Raw genomic sequence first — 16958 nt, forward strand, 5'->3', positions numbered from 1 at the left:
GTCACCCACCCGGTCGCGTCGATGCCGTCGAGTGCTGGGCGCAGATATCCATCAACTGCTGGTGACCGCGCATCAGCGCATCCACGCAGCGCGGGTCGAACAATCGGCCACGCTGGGCGTACAGATAAGCCAGTGTGGCTTCCATGGTCCATGCTTCCTTGTACGGACGGGGTGAGATGAGTGCATCGAAGACATCGGCCACGGCGACGATGCGCGCTTCCAGCGGAATCGCCTCTCCGACCAGCCCATCCGGGTAGCCGCTGCCGTCGTAACGTTCGTGGTGGCGCAGCGCGATCAATGCGCCGACCTGGATGAAGCGGTTCTGGCTGCCGCTGAGCAGTTCATGGCCGATGCGCGGGTGACGGCGCATGATCGCCAGCTCCTCGTCGTTGAGCTTGCCCTGCTTGAGCAGCACGGCATCGGGAATGGCGATCTTGCCCATGTCATGCAGCGGCGCCGCCATCTCGATCAGGCGCACGTCGTCTTCGGGCAGGCCCAGCTGTTCGGCAATCAACCCCGCTACGCGCGCCATGCGCTCGAGGTAGGCACTGGTGCCGGCATCACGGAACTCGATCGCCCGCGCCAATCGCGACAGGGTCTCGCGTTCGCGTTCCTCGACCTCGTGCATGCTTGCCAGCAAGCGCTGCTCCAGCGACAACGCGCGTTGCTTCACGTTCTCGGTCTGCTGGCGCAGCTGCAGCAGGTTGTAGCAGCGCGCGCGCAATTCGCGCGGGCGGATCGGCTTGACCAGGAAGTCGATGACCCCCGCTTCCAGCGCCGCCTGACGAATCGGCTCGTCGCCGACCACGGTGATCAGGATCACCGGAATGTCGCGATGCTTGGGCAGGCGGCGGAAACGGCGGGCGAACTCCAGCCCGTCCATCTCCGGCATGCGGTAATCGAGCAGCAGCAGGTCGACCGGATGCGCCTCGCACCAGGCCAATGCGGTCAGCGGATCACCGAAGTCATACACGCTCAGTTCGGGCGCGATGTCCTCGATGACGTGACGCAGCATCGTCCGGGCGGACGTCTGGTCGTCAACAATGACGATGTTCAACGCGTACTCTGCCTGGTTTCTCGACCATGCTGGATCATCAGCAGGCGAGGATACCCTGCCGCTGCGAACGCTCGCACCCTGCATCGGCCTGACTCCCGTGTCATGCGTCCCGGTTCATGATCGTCATCACATTGTGAAGCGGACTCTCCACAATGCGCACTCCCCCTGGCGCCGATCAAGCCATAACAGACGTCAAGGTAGTGCATTAACGATACGCCGAGTGCGGGAGGCGTCAATCGCGCCGTCTCATTTCGCGACGGCGCGCACAAACAGGAGTCAAAAAGACGACTTACTGCTCCGGACGCATGTACGGGAACAGCAGCACGTCGCGGATCGAGCTGCTGCCGGTCAGCAGCATTACCAGGCGATCGACGCCGATGCCGAGGCCGCCGGTCGGGGCCATGCCGTACTCCAGCGCACGGATGTAGTCGGCGTCGTAATGCATGGCCTCGTCGTCGCCACCCTCCTTCGCCGCTACCTGGGCCTGGAAGCGCTGGGCCTGGTCTTCCGGGTCGTTCAACTCGGAGAAGCCGTTGGCCAGCTCCTTGCCGTTGACGAACAGCTCGAAGCGGTCGGTGTAGCCCGGATCGTTATCGTTGGCGCGGGCCAGCGGCGAGACTTCCACCGGGTGGTCGGTGATGAAGGTCGGCTGGATCAGGGTGTGCTCGACAGTGGCCTCGAAGATCTCCAGCAGCAGCTTGCCCCAGCCGTAGGACGGCTTGACTCGGATCTTCAAGCGCTCGCAATGGCGCAGCAGCGCGTCGCGGTCGGTGCAGTCGGCCGCAGAGATTTCCGGGTTGTGGTGACGCACCGCCTCGTCCATGCGCCAGCGGCGGAACGCCGGGCCCAGGTCGATCTTCGCACCGTCCCACTCCACCTCGGTGCCGCCGTTGACCGCCTGGGCCACGTCACGGATCACGCCTTCGGTCAGGTCCATGATCTCGTTGTACGTGGCATAGGCCTCGTACAGCTCCATCATGGTGAATTCCGGATTGTGGCGGGTGCTGACGCCTTCGTTGCGGAAGTTGCGGTTGATCTCGTACACGCGCTCCAGGCCACCCACGGTCAGGCGCTTGAGGTACAGCTCCGGCGCCACGCGCAGGTACAGGTCCAGGTCCAGCGCGTTGTGGTGGGTGGTGAACGGCTTGGCCGCCGCGCCGCCGGGGATGTAATGCATCATCGGCGTCTCGACTTCCAGGAAGTCGCGGTTGTCCAGCCACGCGCGCATGGCGCGGATGATCTTCGAGCGCTTGATGAACACCGCGCGCGATTCCGGGGTCACGATCAGGTCGACGTAGCGCTGGCGATAGCGCTGCTCGACGTCGGCCAGGCCATGCCACTTGTCCGGCAGCGGGCGCAGCGACTTGGTCAGCAGGCGGATCGATTCGGTCTTGACCGACAGCTCGCCGGTCTTGGTCCGGGTCAGGCCGCCTTCGACGGCGATGATGTCGCCCACGTCCCAGCCCTTGAAGGCGGTATAGGCATCGCCCAGCACCGTGCCCTGCAGGAACAGCTGGATGCGACCGGACTCGTCCTGGATCTGCGCGAAACTGGCCTTGCCCATGATGCGCTTGGCCATCAGGCGGCCGGCCATCTTCACCGTGCGGCCGGCGGCTTCCAGCGCTTCGGCGGTCCACTGCTCGGCATCGGCGAACTCATCCTGCAGGCGCCCGGCGAAGTCCTGGCGACGGAAATCGTTCGGGTACGCGATGCCCTGCCCACGCAGCGCTTTGAGTTTCTCACGGCGCTCGGCAATCAACTTGTTTTCGTCGACGGGGGGGGTATCGGTAGCTTCGCTCATGGATCTGCGGGAATCGTGTAGTGAGGGGGGATGCTGCGCCGGCAAAGCCGGTTGGACAGCATACCAAAACCGCCCCGCCCCGGCCCCGGCAGCGCCCGGTAGCGCCGGGCCATGCCCGGCGGTCGGTCGGCGCACGAATCCGCCGGGCGTGGCCCGGCGCTACCTCAGCCGTTCCCCGGGAAGGCCTGCCGCAGCTCGTCCACCAGCACCCGCTGGTTTTCCGAGTAATCCACCGGCACCGATACCAGGTGCACCCCGCCCTCGTTGAACGCCGCGTCCAGGGTCGGAATGAACTGCTCGATGGCGGTCACCTCATGACCCTTGCAGCCATAGGCCTGCGCGTACTTCACGAAATCGGGATTGCTGAAGGTCATGCCGTAGTCGGTGAAGCCATCCACCGCCTGCTTCCAGCGGATCATCCCGTAGGCGCCGTCGTTGAGGATCAGCACCACCAGGTTCAGGCCCAGCCGGCGCGCGGTCTCCAGCTCCTGGCTGTTCATCATGAAGCCGCCATCACCGCACACCGCCAGCACCCGCCGCTGCGGATGCAGGATCGAAGCCATGATCGCCGACGGCAGACCCGCACCCATGGTCGCCAGCGCGTTGTCCAGCAGCAGCGTGTTGGCCACCTGAGTGCGGTAGTTACGCGCAAACCAGATCTTGTACATGCCGTTGTCCAGCGCCACGATGCCGTCCGGCGGCATCACCTGGCGCACGTCATGCACCAGCCGCTGAGGAGTGAAGCCGTCCTCCTCGGCACGGGCGGCCAGGTGCTCCAGGATGGTCGCGCGCAACGGCAGCAGCGCATCGGCGTTCGGCACCGCGCCTTCGATGCGGTCGGCCAGCTGGGTCAGCGAGCGGCCGATATCGCCGATCACTTCCACCTGCGGGAAGTACACCTGCTCCACCGCCGCCTGCGAATAGCCGATATGGATCACGGTCGGCCCACCCGGACGCATCACGAACGGCGGCTTCTCGGTGACCTCATGGCCGATGGTCACGATCACATCGGCCTGGTCGATGGCCATGTGCACGTAGTCGCGCTCGGTCAGCGCCGCGGTGCCCATGTACAGGCCCGAACCACCGGCCACCGCGCCCTTGCCCATCTGCGTGGTGAAAAACGGGATGCCGGCACGCAGCACGAACGCCGACAGCGCCTCGCTGGACTGCGGCCGCGACGCCGCCGAAGCGATCATCAGCAACGGTCGCTTGGCATTGCGGATGATCGCCGCCGCACGGTCCAGTGCTTCCGGACTGGCGATGGGACGATCCACCGCGTGCGGCGGAATCAGCGCCACGTCCCCGACCTCATCGGCCGCGATGTCTTCGGGCAGCTCCAGCAGCACCGGGCCCGGGCGCTCTTCCAGCGCGGTGCGGAATGCCTCGCGCACGATCGTCGGGATGGTGCGCGCCGAGACGATCTGCCGCGCCTGCTTGGTCAGTGGCTTCATCGTGCTGACGATGTCGACGATCTGGAAGCGTGCCTGCTTGCTGGCCACGATGCCCTTCTGGCCAGTGATCATGATGACCGGCCACGCACCGAGCAGCGCGTAGGCGGCGCCGGTGGTGAAGTTCAGCGCGCCCGGCCCCAGCGTGGCCAGGCACACCCCGGGCTTGCCGGTCAGGCGGCCATAGGTGGCCGCCATGAATACCGCTGCCTGCTCGTGGCGGGTGATGACCAGCTCGATGCTGGAATGGCGTAGCGACTCGACCACGTCGAGATTCTCTTCGCCGGGGATACCGAAAATGCGCTCGACGCCTTCGTTCTCAAGTGCGGCGACAAGCAGATCTGAACCCTTGGACATTGGAATGCCGTCCTTTTCGCTGGACTGATGATGGATCGTTGCAGGAAGGATGGAAGCTGCGCGTCAACGCTTGTCGAACCAGACCGTCTGCGCGTTGACGAACTCGCGGATGCCGAAGTGGGAGAGCTCGCGGCCGAAGCCGCTCTTCTTCACGCCCCCGATCGGCACGCGCGGGTCCGAAGCAGAGAATCCGTTGACGAACACGCCGCCGGTCTGCAGCCGGCGCGCAAGCTGCATCGCACGGGCACGGTCGCCGGTCCACAGGTTGCCGCTGAGACCGAACTCGCTCTGGTTGGCCAGCTCCACCGCATGGTCGGCATCACGAGCGCGGCTGATCGAGGCCACCGGACCGAAGGTCTCGGTATCGAAGGCCTGCATGCCCGGCTCCACGTCGGCCAGCACGGTGGGTGCGTAGAACGCGCCCGGGCGATCCAGCTGATGGCCACCGACCAGCAGCTTCGCGCCCGCGTCCACCGAGGCGCGTACCTGCGCATCCAGCTGTTCCAGCAGGTCCTGGCGTGCCATCGGACCAATGCGATTACCCGCTTCACGACCATCGCCGATGGTCAGCGCCTGCACCTTCTGGCAGAACTGCGCCACGAAACGGTCGTATACCGCGTCTTCAACGATGATGCGCTTGCCGGCGATGCAGACCTGCCCGGTGTTCTGGAAGCGTGAGGCCACCGCCGCATCGACGGCAGCGTCCAGATCGGCGTCGGCCAGCACGATGAACGGGTCCGAGCCGCCCAGTTCCAGCACCACCTTCTTCAGCGCCTGCCCGGCCTGGGCAGCAATGCTGCGGCCGGCGGCCACACTGCCGGTCAGGGTCACCGCCGCGATGCGGTCATCGGCGATCGCGCGGCTGGTGCCGTCGCGGCTGATGTTGGCGGCGATGAAGGTGCCTTCCGGCAACCCAGCGTCGCGCCAGGCGGCATCGAGCAGCTGCGCGGTACCGACGATGTTCTCGGCCGGCTTCAGCAGGAAGCCGTTGCCGCCCATCAGGATCGGCACCGCCGCGCGCATCACCTGCCAGTAAGGGAAGTTCCACGGCATGATGCCCAGCACCACGCCCAGCGGCAGGTAGGACACGTAAGCCTTGTCGTCAGGCACCTGGGTCGGCTCGTCGCGCAGGAACTGCGCACCGTGGTCGGCATACCAGTCGCACAGCACGGCGCACTTCTCGATTTCGGCCAGGGATTCGGCCTGGACCTTGCCCATTTCGGCAGTAGCCAGCGCAGCCAGCTTTTCACGGTCGCGGCGCAGTACCGCGGCCATCGCACGCAATACGTCTGCACGCTGTTCGAGGCTCCTCGTGCTCCAGGCGGCGAAGCCAACCTGGCCGCGATCGAGGATGGCGTCCAGTTCGGCGTCGGTAGCGAAAGGGTGGCTGGCGATCTGCTGGCCGGTGGCCGGATCGCGGGAAATGGCGGTACTGGGGGCAGCGGACATGCAGGTCTCCTGGTGTCTCGACGACGGGCGGTGGCCCGTCTCCTGCACAGGAATGTGGACCCGATTGGCGGAGGCAACAAGGCGTCTGCTTATCCTGTGACCTGCACTTACCTGTCTGAATGGGGATAGGTGCCGGCAGGGCTGCGCCCTGCACCCGCAGAGGCCAGGGCAACGTCAAGGTCAAAGGCCTGCATTCCGTGGGATGGCGGGGTGGGTCCGCGATCTGTCGGAAATACTTTTGGGGTCAGATCCGTTTTCCTGTGGAAAACGGATCTGACCCCAAGAGCCGTTCCAACAGACCGCAGGAAACCGTCGAAGGCGGGGTGGGTCCGGTTGCGGGGGCGTGAGCCGCATGGATGCGGCGACCGAGCCTCCATGGACGGATTTACGGCGTCCCCCGCAACCGGACCCACTCCGCAATCCCACAGGAAGCCCGCTGTTGCTGTTGCCGTTGCTTCGGCGGGTGCAGGGCGCCGCCCTGCCGAGCAACACCCCCTCGTGCACAATGGGGCCGACCCCGCCTGGACACCGTCCCTGATGTCGAGCAAGCCGTATTCAGCAGCCTGCGAACGCAACCGCGAACCGATCGCCGCCGCGCTCGACCCGTGGATGGGCGACCGTCATCGGCTGCTGGAAATCGGCAGTGGCACCGGTCAGCACGCGGCGTTCTTCGCCGAGCGCTGGCCCTGGCTGCGCTGGCAGCCCAGTGATCACCCGGATTTTCTCCCTGGCATCGAAGCATGGCGTGCCGAAGCGGCATTGCTGAATCTGCTGCCGCCGTTGGCGCTGCAGGTACAACTGCCGCCGGCGCCGGGGCTCAGCCTGCCACAGGGCAGCGCCTTCGACGCCGCATTCAGCGCCAACACGCTGCACATCATGAGCTGGGAACACGTGCAGGCACTGTTCGGCGCGCTGCCGACGATGCTGCGTCACGGTGCGCTGCTGGCGGTGTATGGCCCGTTCAACTACGGCGGCCGCTACACCAGTGACAGCAACGCGCAGTTCGATGCCTGGCTGAAGGCGCGTGATCCGCGCAGCGGCATCCGCGATAGCGAAGCGGTGCAGGCGCTGGCGGCGGATAATGGATTCACCCGCTTGGGTGATCTAGCAATGCCGGCCAACAACCGCCTGCTGCTGTGGCGGTTAGGGTGATCAGGTTGCGGGTTGTTCAAACTGCCGCAGGCAGCGCTGACAGCTCATATCGATGGCATCAAGCAAGCGGTTCAGTACCGGGTGACGAAGTCCCTCCGCGTGGAGGTCCGCATGCGACTTCCGCGCGAGCGCGGGAAGTTGGGTGGCCATGTCGAACAATCCAGACAGTGCCTTGTCTGCGTCAAGTCTCATTGCCTCAGCGGTAGACCGCCAATCCATCAAGCGGATGTCCCACCAGCGGTAATGGCTGCCGATCCTCATTGCCATCTTGATCTTGCGGCGCTGAAGTTCGGCGTAGGGCAATGCGCTCGATATGTCGTACAGAGGGGCAAGGCGGGCCCTTCCCTGGGCGCCTATCAGCAGCGAATAATTCTTCGCGTGCGCATCCGTGCCGCCGATGAGGTAGTTGAACTGCAGTGCCTGTAGCAGTGCCTCGACATCCGACCGCGGTTGACTGGAGTGGTCCCATAGCACTCGTGCGAGATCGGCAGGACCAGGTCCGCCCTGATTCTGGTACTTGATGTGGGGCATCACGCCCAGAGCTTGGCAAAAGTCTTCCTGGTGCACACGCTGCCATCCAGTCGCCGTACGTATGCGGTCGTATCGCCTTACGGAAATTGCCTGTGCGTCTTCCACGCAGATCATTTCAGCAAACGCGGCCGACATGCCAAGTTGTCTGGCCAGACGTAGGCAGAACACCTCATTTTCAACGAATCCGTCGTAGTCGCCGCTGGGTGGCTTGAGGATATGGGTCGTTGGAACACGGCCGGCGGGAATCTCCCAGCCCCCATCGTCGCGCTGTAACAGGGCGATCTTGGCTTGCGCCCCGGCTAGGCTGAACTGGCCGACATCATCGAGTCGCCGTGCTGCGGCTTGGTCCACCTGTACACGCTGCAGGCGCTGGGCGATTTCATGCGTGGACAGTGGCTCCTGCCTGTCGCTCTCGCCTGAAATGACGGCCGCTAGCCGTTCACTTCTCACAAACTGGACGGCTCCCGCGCAGTCCTCACCCACGCGGGACAGCAGTGCGATCGGATTGCGGGCTGATACATGGAATCGCGAGGCCCATCGTTGCAGCAGTGCTTCGTTGTCCGGAAGCAATCCCCACAGCACTGCGGAAAGCGTCGCGCTGGGAGCACTGTCCTGCGCCAACGGAAGTGCGAGAGACAAGGGATAGGCCCCCGGCGTCTGGCGCCAACTGTCCGCGTAACGGAACGTTGGATGCCCATGTGCATCCTGCCCCAGGTATCCAGCCACTCTGTTGGAAAGGAGTACGTTGAGGTCCATGCCGGAAGCGCGGTGTCCAGGGAGAAGAGGCTTTCAGAGATCCTTGCTGCGGTTACGACGATCGACCGGCAGAACTGCCTTGCGACGTTCATCCGGGTACAGTCGGTTGCTATCCACGATAGTGTCGATATCGGGCAGCGCTAGAGGCATTTCCGACGAATCAGCAACGGATGCCTCGCCCTCGACGTTACCAACGCCCAGTACCAGGCCGAGGACATTCACCGTCCGCAGCACAAGTTGCAGTTCGGCCCGGGGCTTGCCCTTCTCCATTTCGATGACCCACTGCCGGCTCACTCCCACGCGCTCGGCCAGCTGCGCCTGGTCCCAGCGCAGTGCCTTGCGACGTTGGCGGATGACCGCGCCCAAGTCTCGGGAAGTTCGGAGAACGCTCATTTCACAAATGTATGCGCTCGCCGACATTTAAGCAAAATATCAGCGTTCGTTGGCATTTTGGAAAATGTCAACGAACGCTGACTAAACTCGGAATGTCAACGTTCGTTGGCACTGTCGCCGAGGGAAGCGTGCTGCAGGGCAATGCCGGCCAGCGGCCAGCACTACCTTCAAGCCACCTGCACGATATGCAGCGCCTTCGGATTGCGCCACTGCGCCAGCAGCGCCGCTTCCCGTGCCTTGGCCTGCGCGAAATGCGCTTCCTTGACGTGGCCGAAGCCGCGGATGTGCTCGGGCACGCTGGCGATCTCCACCGCCAGCGCCAGGCGGTCGTCATCGAGGCCATCCAGCAGCAGCTGCACGGTCGCCTCGTAATCCCCGATCAGTTTGCGCTCCATGCGGCGTTCCTCGGTGCGGCCGAACACGTCGAGTCGGCCGCCACGCAGGAACTTCAGCTTCGCCAGCAGGCCGAAGGCCTTGAACATCCACGGGCCGTATTCCTTCTTCAGCAACCGGCCCTGCTCGTCCTTCTTGGCGAACAGCGGCGGTGCCAGGTGGAAACGCAGCTGGTAGTCGCCCTCGAACTGCTGCTGCAGGCGGCGCTGGAAGTCGCCGCTGGTGTACAGGCGGGCCACTTCGTACTCGTCCTTGTAGGCCATCAGCTTGAACAGGTAGCGGGCCACGGTTTCGGTCAGCGCGGTGGAGCCACCGATGCGGTCGGCTTCGGCGGCGCGCACGCGCTCGACCAGGCTGCGGTAGCGGTTGGCATAGGCGGCATCCTGGTACTCGACCAGGAAGGCGGCGCGACGCTCGATCATTTCGTCCAGCGAACGCGACAGGCGCGCGTCGTCCAGCGGCAGGAACGCCACGTCGCCACCATGCGAGGGCAGGCCACGCAGTTCGCGTTCGTCGCCGGTGTTGCGCGGTGCGGCGGTGGCACCCCATTCGTTGCCTTCCCACTCGCCCGGCGGCAGCGGGTGCAGCGGGCCCGGGGTGGATTCGGTATCGGTGTGGCGGTTGCGCACCAGGCCGGCCGCCTGCTGCACGGCCTGCGGGTCGACCACGGCCAGGCGACCCCAGGCGAAGGCCTGCTGGTTCATCGCCACGGCGGCGCAGTTGAGTTCGATGGCGCGCATCAGCGACTCGAACGACAACGGTACCAGGCCCTGCTGCCACGCGTAGCCGAGGATGAACAGATTGGCGGCGATGGCGTCGCCCAGCAGCGCGGTGGCCAATTGGGTGGCATCGAGCAGCAGCGGTTCCTCGCCCCCCAGCGCCACGCGCACACCGGCCACGATGTCGGCGGCGGGGAACTGCATGTCCGGGCGGGTGGTGAAGGTGCCCGGCATCGCTTCGTAGGTGTTCAGCACCACCTGCGAACGGCCGGCACGCACCTTCGACAGCGCCCAGTAGTCGTTGACCACCACCATGTCGCAGCCCAGCACCAGGTCGGCTTCACCGGCGGCGATGCGCACGGCGTGGATGTCGTCCGGTCGGCGGGCGATGCGGATGTGCGTGGTCACCGCGCCACCCTTCTGCGCCAGGCCGGTCTGGTCGAGCACGGTCGCGCCCTTGCCTTCCAGGTGGCCGGCCATGCCCAGCAGCGCGCCGATAGTCACCACGCCGGTACCGCCCACGCCGGTGATCAGGATGTTCCAGGGCTGTTCCAGGGTGCTGCGGATGGTCGGCGCCGGCAGGTTGTCCAGCAGGGTGGAGGCATCACGCTTGCTGCCCTTGCGCGGCTGGCCGCCGTGCACGGTGACGAAGCTCGGGCAGAACCCGTTCACGCAGGAATAGTCCTTGTTGCAGTTGGACTGGTCGATCTCGCGCTTGCGTCCGAACTCGGTTTCCTTCGGCAGTACCGACACGCAGAAGCTCTTCTTGCCGCAGTCGCCGCAGCCTTCGCAGACCAGCGAGTTGATCAGCACGCGCTTCTGCGGGTCTTCCAGCTTGCCGCGCTTGCGGCGGCGGCGCTTCTCGGTGGCGCAGGTCTGTTCGTAGATCAGGATCGAAACACCCTTCACTTCACGCAGGCGCTTCTGCACTTCGTCCAGTTCGCTGCGGTCGTGGAACTCGACATCGCTGGGGAAGTGCTCGCGCTGGCCGGTCCACTTGCCGATGTTGTCCGAGAGCACCACGATGGTGTGGATGCCTTCGGCGCGCATCTGCTTTGCGATGTCCGGCACGCTCAGCGGGCCGTCCACCGGCTGGCCGCCGGTCATCGCCACCGCATCGTTGTAGAGGATCTTGTAGGTGATGTTGACGCCGGCGGCGACCGCCTGGCGGATCGCCAGCGAACCGCTGTGGAAGTAGGTACCGTCGCCCAGGTTCTGGAACACATGCGGGGTGTCGGTGAACGGAGCCTGCCCGGCCCAGGTCACGCCTTCGCCACCCATGTGGGTGAAGGTATCGGTGCTGCGGTCCATCCAGGTCACCATGTAATGGCAACCGATGCCGGCCAGCGCCCGCGAGCCTTCCGGCACCTGGGTGGAGGTGTTGTGCGGGCAGCCCGAGCAGTAATGCGGTACGCGCGGGAAGCTGGCGCGCGGCAGCGCAAGCTCGGCTTCCTTCTCCTGCATCCACTGCAGGCGCTGCTCGATCGATTCGTTGTTGAAGAACTTCTGGATGCGGCGGCCGATCACGCCGGCGATGGTGGCCGGCGTAAGTTCACCGGTGGACGGCAGGATCCATTCGCCGCTCTCGTCGTACTTGCCAACGATGGACGGGCGCTGGCCCCAGCTGGCCGGCCAGTTGAAGAACTGTTCCTTCATCTGGCGCTCGATGAAGGCACGCTTCTCCTCCACCACGATGATGTCTTCCAGGCCCTGCGCGAAGCGGGCGATGCCTTCCGGCTCCAGCGGCCAGGTCATGCCGACCTTGTACACGCGGATGCCGATGTCAGCGCATGCGGCTTCATCCAGGCCCAGGTATTCCAGCGCCTGCAGCACGTCCAGGTAGCTCTTGCCGGTGGTGACGATGCCCAGCCGCGCACGCGGCGCGTCCATCACCACCTTGTCGACGGCGTTGGCGCGGGCGAAGGCCTGCGCGGCCTTCACCGCATAGCGGTGCAGGCGCATTTCCTGGTCCAGCGGCGGGTCCGGCCAGCGGATGTTGAGGCCGCCCGAGGGCATCTCGAAGTCTTCCGGCAGCACGATGCGGCGTGCCAGCGGATCGACCTCCACCGACGCCGACGATTCCACGGTCTCGGCGATCGTCTTGAAGCCGACCCAGCGCCCGGTATAGCGGCTCATCGCCCAGCCCAGCAGGCCCATGTCCAGGATGTCCTGCACGCCGGCCGGGTTCAGCACCGGCATCATCGCGCTGACGAATTCGTCTTCGCTGCCGTGCGGCAGGGTCGAGCTGCGGCAGGCATGGTCATCGGCGGCCAGCGCCAGCACGCCGCCGTAGCGCGAGGTACCCGCAGCATTGGCATGCTTGAACACGTCGCCGCAGCGGTCCACGCCCGGGCCCTTGCCGTACCACATGCCGAACACGCCCTGCACGTTGGCGCCGGGGAACAGGTTGGTCTGCTGCGTGCCCCACACCATGGTGGCGCCCAGGTCCTCGTTCAGGCCGGGGGTGAACTTCACCTTGGCGGCCTCAAGATGCTTGCGCGCGCGCCACAGCTCCAGATCGAAGCCACCCAGGGGGCTGCCGCGGTAGCCGCTGACGAAGCCGGCACTGTCGATGCCTTCGGCGGCGTCGCGCAGGCGCTGCATCAAGGGCAGCCGTACCAGCGCCTGCACGCCACTCAGGTAGATCCGCCCCTTGTTGCGGGTGTACTTGTGGTCGAGCGTGTAGTCACGGTCGATCAGGTCGGCGGAAGAGGGCGAAGTGAGTTGCGCGGTACTGGTCATGGCTGGCCCGGTAGGATCGGCTGGCACCGGCCGCGTGCAGGCACGCGGCGGGAAAGGCGCGAATTGTAGCAGCGGGGCCGCGCAGGCCCCGGCACTCGCGCCCGTGGCGGTGCTGGGGTTAGGATCGGGAAGAGAGAGGGAGGCTGCAGTTGCGGCCTGGGGAGAAGGGATGTCAGTTCCAGGAAAGATCCTGGCCAGCATGCTGCTGGCCTCGGGAGTGGTCACTGCGTGGGCCGCGCCGGTCGTGCCGGCACCACAGGAGTTCTACTTCGACAACGACCCGGCGGCCACGCCGATGGTGGCGGTGCACGGCGAGGGCGATGACCTGGTGGCCCAGCTGGTCAAGCTGCGTGAACGCGGCCGCCGCGCGGTCGAGGCGACGGTACAGCTGGCATCGGTGGCCGGGGCGCAGGGTCGCGGTGAACTGGCCGAGCAGCTGTACGGCGAAGCTCTGAAAGAGGCCCCGGCGCAGAGCAGCAGTGGCCGCAGCGTGCGCTGGAACTACGGCTGGGACCTGCTGCGCCAGGGCAAGCCGGAGGCAGCGCTGGAACAGTGGCTGGCTTCGGCCGGCAATGCGCGCAGCAAGCCCAGCTGGGTACCGCCGACCTATGCGCTGGCGCTGTGGCGGATGGGGAAGAAACAGGAAGCGGTGCAGTGGTATGCGGCTGCGGTACGCACCGAGCCGACGCAGTGGAATACCACGGCCAACTATGGGCAGCTGCTGCCGCAGTGGCGGGAGGACGAGCGTGCGTCGCTGGCCGAGGTGCAGCAGGCGTGGGTTGCCGCGCCGCCTGCCTGGCCCTGAGGGAGGGGTTCGGCCGGGTTGCACCCGGCACCCGCAGAGGCAACAGCCAAAGCCAAAGCAACAGCAACAGCAACAGCAACAGCAACAGCGGTCTTCCGGTGGGATGGCGGGGCACTGTGGGTTTGCGGGGACGCCGTAAACCCATCCATGGGGGCTTGGTCGCCGCATCCATGCGGCTCACACCCCGCAAACCCACAGTGCCCCGCCTTCGACAGATTTTCGCAGCTGTGGGTAGGTGTCGACCTTGGTCGACACGGTAGATCCACGTCATGCGTGGATGAATCTGTATCGGAATCGACTATTCGATATCTGATCGAAGAGCAGCCGAGCGTGGGCTCGGCTCTACAAAGAGCGGCCGGCCAAGCGCTTTTGCTTTTGCTCTTCTTCTTTCTTCTACGTGGCTGATCGCCAACGGAAACTGTCAGAGGCCGGGCGGGCAGGCTGCGCAGGGGCGTGAGCCGCATGGATGCGGCGATCGAGCTTACATGGACGTACTTGCAGCGTCCCCTGCGCGGCCTGCCCGCCCGGCCCCACCCGGCATTCGCCTTCAGCGAACAACCACGAGGGGCTGCGCCGTTCGCTGGAAACTCAATCGTCCGCGGAAACTGTCCGCCCCGACGCCCACGCCCGCAATGCCTCCACCTGCTCGGCCATCAGCACCGACAGCGGCCGCGTCGCACGGATCTCGTTCATCAGCAGCTCGGTGTCCAGCGGCCGGCCCTCGGCATGCGCCGCATACAGGCCGGCGACGATCGCCTGCTCGATCTCGGCGCCGGAGAACCCATTGGCGGCCGCCGCCAGCGCGGGCAGTGCGAAGTCGTCGGCGTTGAGCTGGCGCCGGCCCAGGTGCAGCCGCAGCAGTTCCACGCGCACGTCAGGCGAGGGCAGGTCGACGAAGAAGATCTCGTCGAAGCGGCCCTTGCGCAGCAGTTCGGCAGGCAGCTCGTGCACCTGGTTGGCAGTGGCGACGATGAACACCGGCGCCTTGCGCTCGGCCATCCAGGTCAGCAGGTAACCGAGCACGCGGCGTGACACGCCGCCGTCCTCGCCACCGCTGGCCAGGCCCTTCTCGATCTCGTCCATCCACAGCACGCAGGGCGCCAGCTGCTCGGCCGAGGCCAGCGCCTGGCGCAGGTTGGCCTCGGTCTCGCCGTGGTACTTGTTGTACAGCGCGCCCACGTCCAGGCGCAGCAGTGGTACGCCGAAGCCGGCGGCGGTGGCCTTGGCCAGCATCGACTTGCCGCAGCCCTGTACGCCCAGCAGCAGCATGCCGCGCGGCGGGTCCAGCCCGGCCGGGGCCGAACCGGCAATGAAGGCCACGCGGCGCTGGTTGATCCAGCGCTTGAGCCGGTTGGCACCGGCCACATCGCCGAAGCGCGCGCTGTCGTGCTCGAAGAACAGGTGGCCGCTGCGGTTGAGCAGCTCGAACTTCAGCCGTGCCAGCTGTGGCAGGTCGTCGTCGCGCAGCGCGCCATCGGCGTAGATCAGCTGGCGGGCGATGCGCCGGGCATCGACCAGGCTCAGGCCCTGCAGGTTCTTCAGGATCTTCTTCACCGCCTCGCTGTCGACTTCAACCCGGCGGCCGCCATGCTCACGCGCATAGGCGTCGGCCTCTTCGCGCAGCATCTTCAACAGGGCGTTGGCATCGGGCAGGCGCGGGTTGAAGCGCACCGCCAGTGCTTCCAGCTCGGCCGGCAGCTCCACCTTGGCACCAATCAGTACCAGCACATGCGGCTCGCTGTGGCGGCGCTGGATCAGGTCGCGCAGGGCGCGCTGGTGACTGGCATAGCCCAGGTAGGGATGGAAATCGAGCAGCAGGTAGACCCCGCGCTGCTCCGCCTGGCGGATCATCTGCAGGGCCGCGCTGGCGTCGGGCGGCCCGACCGGCGGGTCTTCGCTGTCCAGGTCGATCCGGCGCAGGCCCTCGGTGATCGACCAGCGGTGCAGCGCCCGCCATACGTGCATCAGCGTCTGCCGGAACAGCTCGACGATGCGACCCTCGTCCTGGGTCTCGATGACGATCAGTGGGGTGTTGGCGCGGATCAACGCGCTCAGATCCTGCAGTTCGCTCATGCCGGTTCGATCCTTCGGGGGCGCCACGATAGCAAAGGCGATGGCCGCTGGTTCAGCACGACGCTACCTCCCGTCACCATCGCCGGTGTACGCTCGGGGCACGTACCCGGAAGCGAGGCTGGCATGAAGACGATCCTGGTGGCCGGTTCCAAGGGCGGGGTGGGCAAGACCACCGTCGCCACCCACCTGGCCGCGTACGCGGCATTGCAGGGCAAGGCCACGGTGATTGCCGATGCCGACCCGCAGGGCTCCAGCACCCGCTGGGCACAACGCCGTGCCGGGCTGGAAAGTGCGGTGCTGCCGATCGATGTGTATCGGAAGAAGCAGTGGGCGCAGAAGCTGCCCGATGGCACCGACACCGTCATCATCGACGCGCCGGCCGGTGCCCTGGCTGACGATATTCCCCATTTCCTCGACGCTGCCGACGCGGTGGTGGTACCGGTGCTGCCCTCGGCGCTGGACATCGAAGCGATCGTCGGCTTCCTCAACAGCCTGGCCCAGAACCCGCGCGTGCACAGCCGCAAGCTGCCGGTGGGGCTGGTGCTCAACCGTACCAAGCCATGGACCCAGACCTCGCAGCAGGCGCTGCAGATGCTGGGTGAATGGCCGTACCCGGTGGTCGCGCAGCTGCGCGACAGCCAGAGCTACGTGGTCATGACCGGCCTTGGCCGCAGCCTGTTCGACTACCGCTCGGCCCAGGTGCGCGAGCACCAGGCCGACTGGGAGCCGCTGCTGTCCTGGCTCAAGCTTTGATGCCTGCATCACTCTTTCTGCTGCATCCTCTTCTTCATGGAAACCCGCGATGCGTGAATTGATCCTGCTGCGCCATGCCCATGCCGAACCGGCGACCCCCGGCCAGGCCGACCTCGACCGGCCGTTGTCGCCGGTGGGGCTCGCCGAAGCCGAAGCCGCCGGCAAGTGGCTGAAGGAGAAAAACCTGCTGCCGGACTGCGTGCTGTGCTCACCGGCGCGGCGCACCCGGGAAACCCTGGAAGCCGTGCTCGGCACCATCGGCTACGTCGAGAAGCGCCTGGAAGACCGTATCTACGAGGCCACCCCCGGCACCCTTGCGGCGCTGGTGGACGACCGCCGTGACCTCGACCGGGTGCTGATCGTCGGCCATAACCCCGGCCTGGAGCGCCTGGTGGCGTTGATGACGGAAGGCACCAGCAGCGACTACCGCGGCATGCCGCCGGCTGGCATTGCCGTGCTCGGGTTCCCGCGCGAGGCCTCGATCGAGCCGGGCGTGGCCAGCCTGAACGCGTTCTGGTGGCCGTGATCC

The 16958-nt window shown here is 66.1% G+C and carries 12 protein-coding genes; 4 read left to right on the top strand and 8 right to left on the bottom strand.

Translation table 11 applies throughout. From position 1 onward, the window contains the following. Position 1 precedes the first annotated feature (1 nt). The 4 genes from N5D45_RS17220 to N5D45_RS17235 form a co-directional block, all read right to left on the bottom strand. The gene (locus N5D45_RS17220) at positions 2-1141 is read right to left on the bottom strand and encodes a two-component system response regulator (protein WP_006364528.1); all 1140 of its coding nucleotides are present in this window, start codon (positions 1139-1141) and stop codon (positions 2-4) included. A 205-nt stretch (positions 1142-1346) separates the two neighbouring features. Continuing rightward, complete coding sequence (gene lysS / locus N5D45_RS17225) at positions 1347-2858, bottom strand: lysine--tRNA ligase (RefSeq protein ID WP_057502336.1); 1512 nt, start codon at positions 2856-2858, stop codon at positions 1347-1349. Positions 2859-3022: 164 nt separating this feature from the next. Continuing rightward, entirely contained in the window at positions 3023-4663 is a 1641-nt protein-coding gene (locus tag N5D45_RS17230; RefSeq protein WP_279939344.1) for an acetolactate synthase large subunit, read from the bottom strand. Between the two features lie 63 nt (positions 4664-4726). Then, positions 4727-6112: an NAD-dependent succinate-semialdehyde dehydrogenase gene (locus tag N5D45_RS17235; protein ID WP_057502334.1), complete on the bottom strand. Its 1386-nt coding sequence runs from the start codon at positions 6110-6112 to the stop codon at positions 4727-4729. A gap of 537 nt (positions 6113-6649) precedes the next feature. Here N5D45_RS17235 and N5D45_RS17240 point away from each other — a divergent pair. After that, positions 6650-7264 carry a DUF938 domain-containing protein gene (locus N5D45_RS17240; protein WP_197657442.1) on the top strand — a complete coding sequence of 205 codons (615 nt, stop codon included), beginning with the start codon at positions 6650-6652 and terminating at the stop codon, positions 7262-7264. On the opposite strand, the gene N5D45_RS17245 is transcribed toward N5D45_RS17240, so the two are convergent. The 3 genes from N5D45_RS17245 to N5D45_RS17255 all read right to left on the bottom strand — a co-directional run bounded on the left by N5D45_RS17245 (position 7265) and on the right by N5D45_RS17255 (position 12798). Continuing rightward, on the bottom strand, positions 7265-8551 hold the full coding sequence (locus tag N5D45_RS17245) for a type II toxin-antitoxin system HipA family toxin (protein WP_197657443.1): 1287 nt from the start codon (positions 8549-8551) through the stop codon (positions 7265-7267). A 33-nt stretch (positions 8552-8584) separates the two neighbouring features. Next, positions 8585-8944, bottom strand: a complete 360-nt coding sequence (locus N5D45_RS17250) for a helix-turn-helix transcriptional regulator (RefSeq protein WP_197657444.1) — start codon at positions 8942-8944, stop codon at positions 8585-8587. A gap of 167 nt (positions 8945-9111) precedes the next feature. After that, positions 9112-12798 carry an indolepyruvate ferredoxin oxidoreductase family protein gene (locus N5D45_RS17255; protein WP_279939348.1) on the bottom strand — a complete coding sequence of 1229 codons (3687 nt, stop codon included), beginning with the start codon at positions 12796-12798 and terminating at the stop codon, positions 9112-9114. Between the two features lie 169 nt (positions 12799-12967). On the opposite strand from N5D45_RS17255, the gene N5D45_RS17260 reads away from it, so the two are divergent. Then, complete coding sequence (locus N5D45_RS17260) at positions 12968-13603, top strand: tetratricopeptide repeat protein (protein ID WP_279939349.1); 636 nt, start codon at positions 12968-12970, stop codon at positions 13601-13603. 588 nt (positions 13604-14191) lie between these two features. Here the strand turns inward: N5D45_RS17260 and N5D45_RS17265 are convergent. Further along, positions 14192-15676 carry an AAA family ATPase gene (locus N5D45_RS17265; RefSeq protein ID WP_010487236.1) on the bottom strand — a complete coding sequence of 495 codons (1485 nt, stop codon included), beginning with the start codon at positions 15674-15676 and terminating at the stop codon, positions 14192-14194. Between the two features lie 123 nt (positions 15677-15799). On the opposite strand from N5D45_RS17265, the gene N5D45_RS17270 reads away from it, so the two are divergent. Next, entirely contained in the window at positions 15800-16429 is a 630-nt protein-coding gene (locus N5D45_RS17270; RefSeq protein ID WP_010487235.1) for a ParA family protein, read from the top strand. Between the two features lie 49 nt (positions 16430-16478). Beyond that, positions 16479-16955 carry a histidine phosphatase family protein gene (locus tag N5D45_RS17275; protein ID WP_019337594.1) on the top strand — a complete coding sequence of 159 codons (477 nt, stop codon included), beginning with the start codon at positions 16479-16481 and terminating at the stop codon, positions 16953-16955. Positions 16956-16958 lie beyond the last annotated feature (3 nt).

Source organism: Stenotrophomonas sp. GD03819 (assembly GCF_029841665.1).
GTDB lineage: Bacteria > Pseudomonadota > Gammaproteobacteria > Xanthomonadales > Xanthomonadaceae > Stenotrophomonas > Stenotrophomonas geniculata.

Coding starts and splice junctions, on each gene's coding strand:
- N5D45_RS17220 (WP_006364528.1), bottom strand. CDS start 1,141: ATGCAGGGTGCGAGCGTTCGCAGCGGCAGGGTATCCTCGCCTGCTGAT.
- lysS (WP_057502336.1), bottom strand. CDS start 2,858: ATGAGCGAAGCTACCGATACCCCCCCCGTCGACGAAAACAAGTTGATT.
- N5D45_RS17230 (WP_279939344.1), bottom strand. CDS start 4,663: ATGTCCAAGGGTTCAGATCTGCTTGTCGCCGCACTTGAGAACGAAGGC.
- N5D45_RS17235 (WP_057502334.1), bottom strand. CDS start 6,112: ATGTCCGCTGCCCCCAGTACCGCCATTTCCCGCGATCCGGCCACCGGC.
- N5D45_RS17240 (WP_197657442.1), top strand. CDS start 6,650: ATGTCGAGCAAGCCGTATTCAGCAGCCTGCGAACGCAACCGCGAACCG.
- N5D45_RS17245 (WP_197657443.1), bottom strand. CDS start 8,551: ATGGACCTCAACGTACTCCTTTCCAACAGAGTGGCTGGATACCTGGGG.
- N5D45_RS17250 (WP_197657444.1), bottom strand. CDS start 8,944: ATGAGCGTTCTCCGAACTTCCCGAGACTTGGGCGCGGTCATCCGCCAA.
- N5D45_RS17255 (WP_279939348.1), bottom strand. CDS start 12,798: ATGACCAGTACCGCGCAACTCACTTCGCCCTCTTCCGCCGACCTGATC.
- N5D45_RS17260 (WP_279939349.1), top strand. CDS start 12,968: ATGTCAGTTCCAGGAAAGATCCTGGCCAGCATGCTGCTGGCCTCGGGA.
- N5D45_RS17265 (WP_010487236.1), bottom strand. CDS start 15,676: ATGAGCGAACTGCAGGATCTGAGCGCGTTGATCCGCGCCAACACCCCA.
- N5D45_RS17270 (WP_010487235.1), top strand. CDS start 15,800: ATGAAGACGATCCTGGTGGCCGGTTCCAAGGGCGGGGTGGGCAAGACC.
- N5D45_RS17275 (WP_019337594.1), top strand. CDS start 16,479: ATGCGTGAATTGATCCTGCTGCGCCATGCCCATGCCGAACCGGCGACC.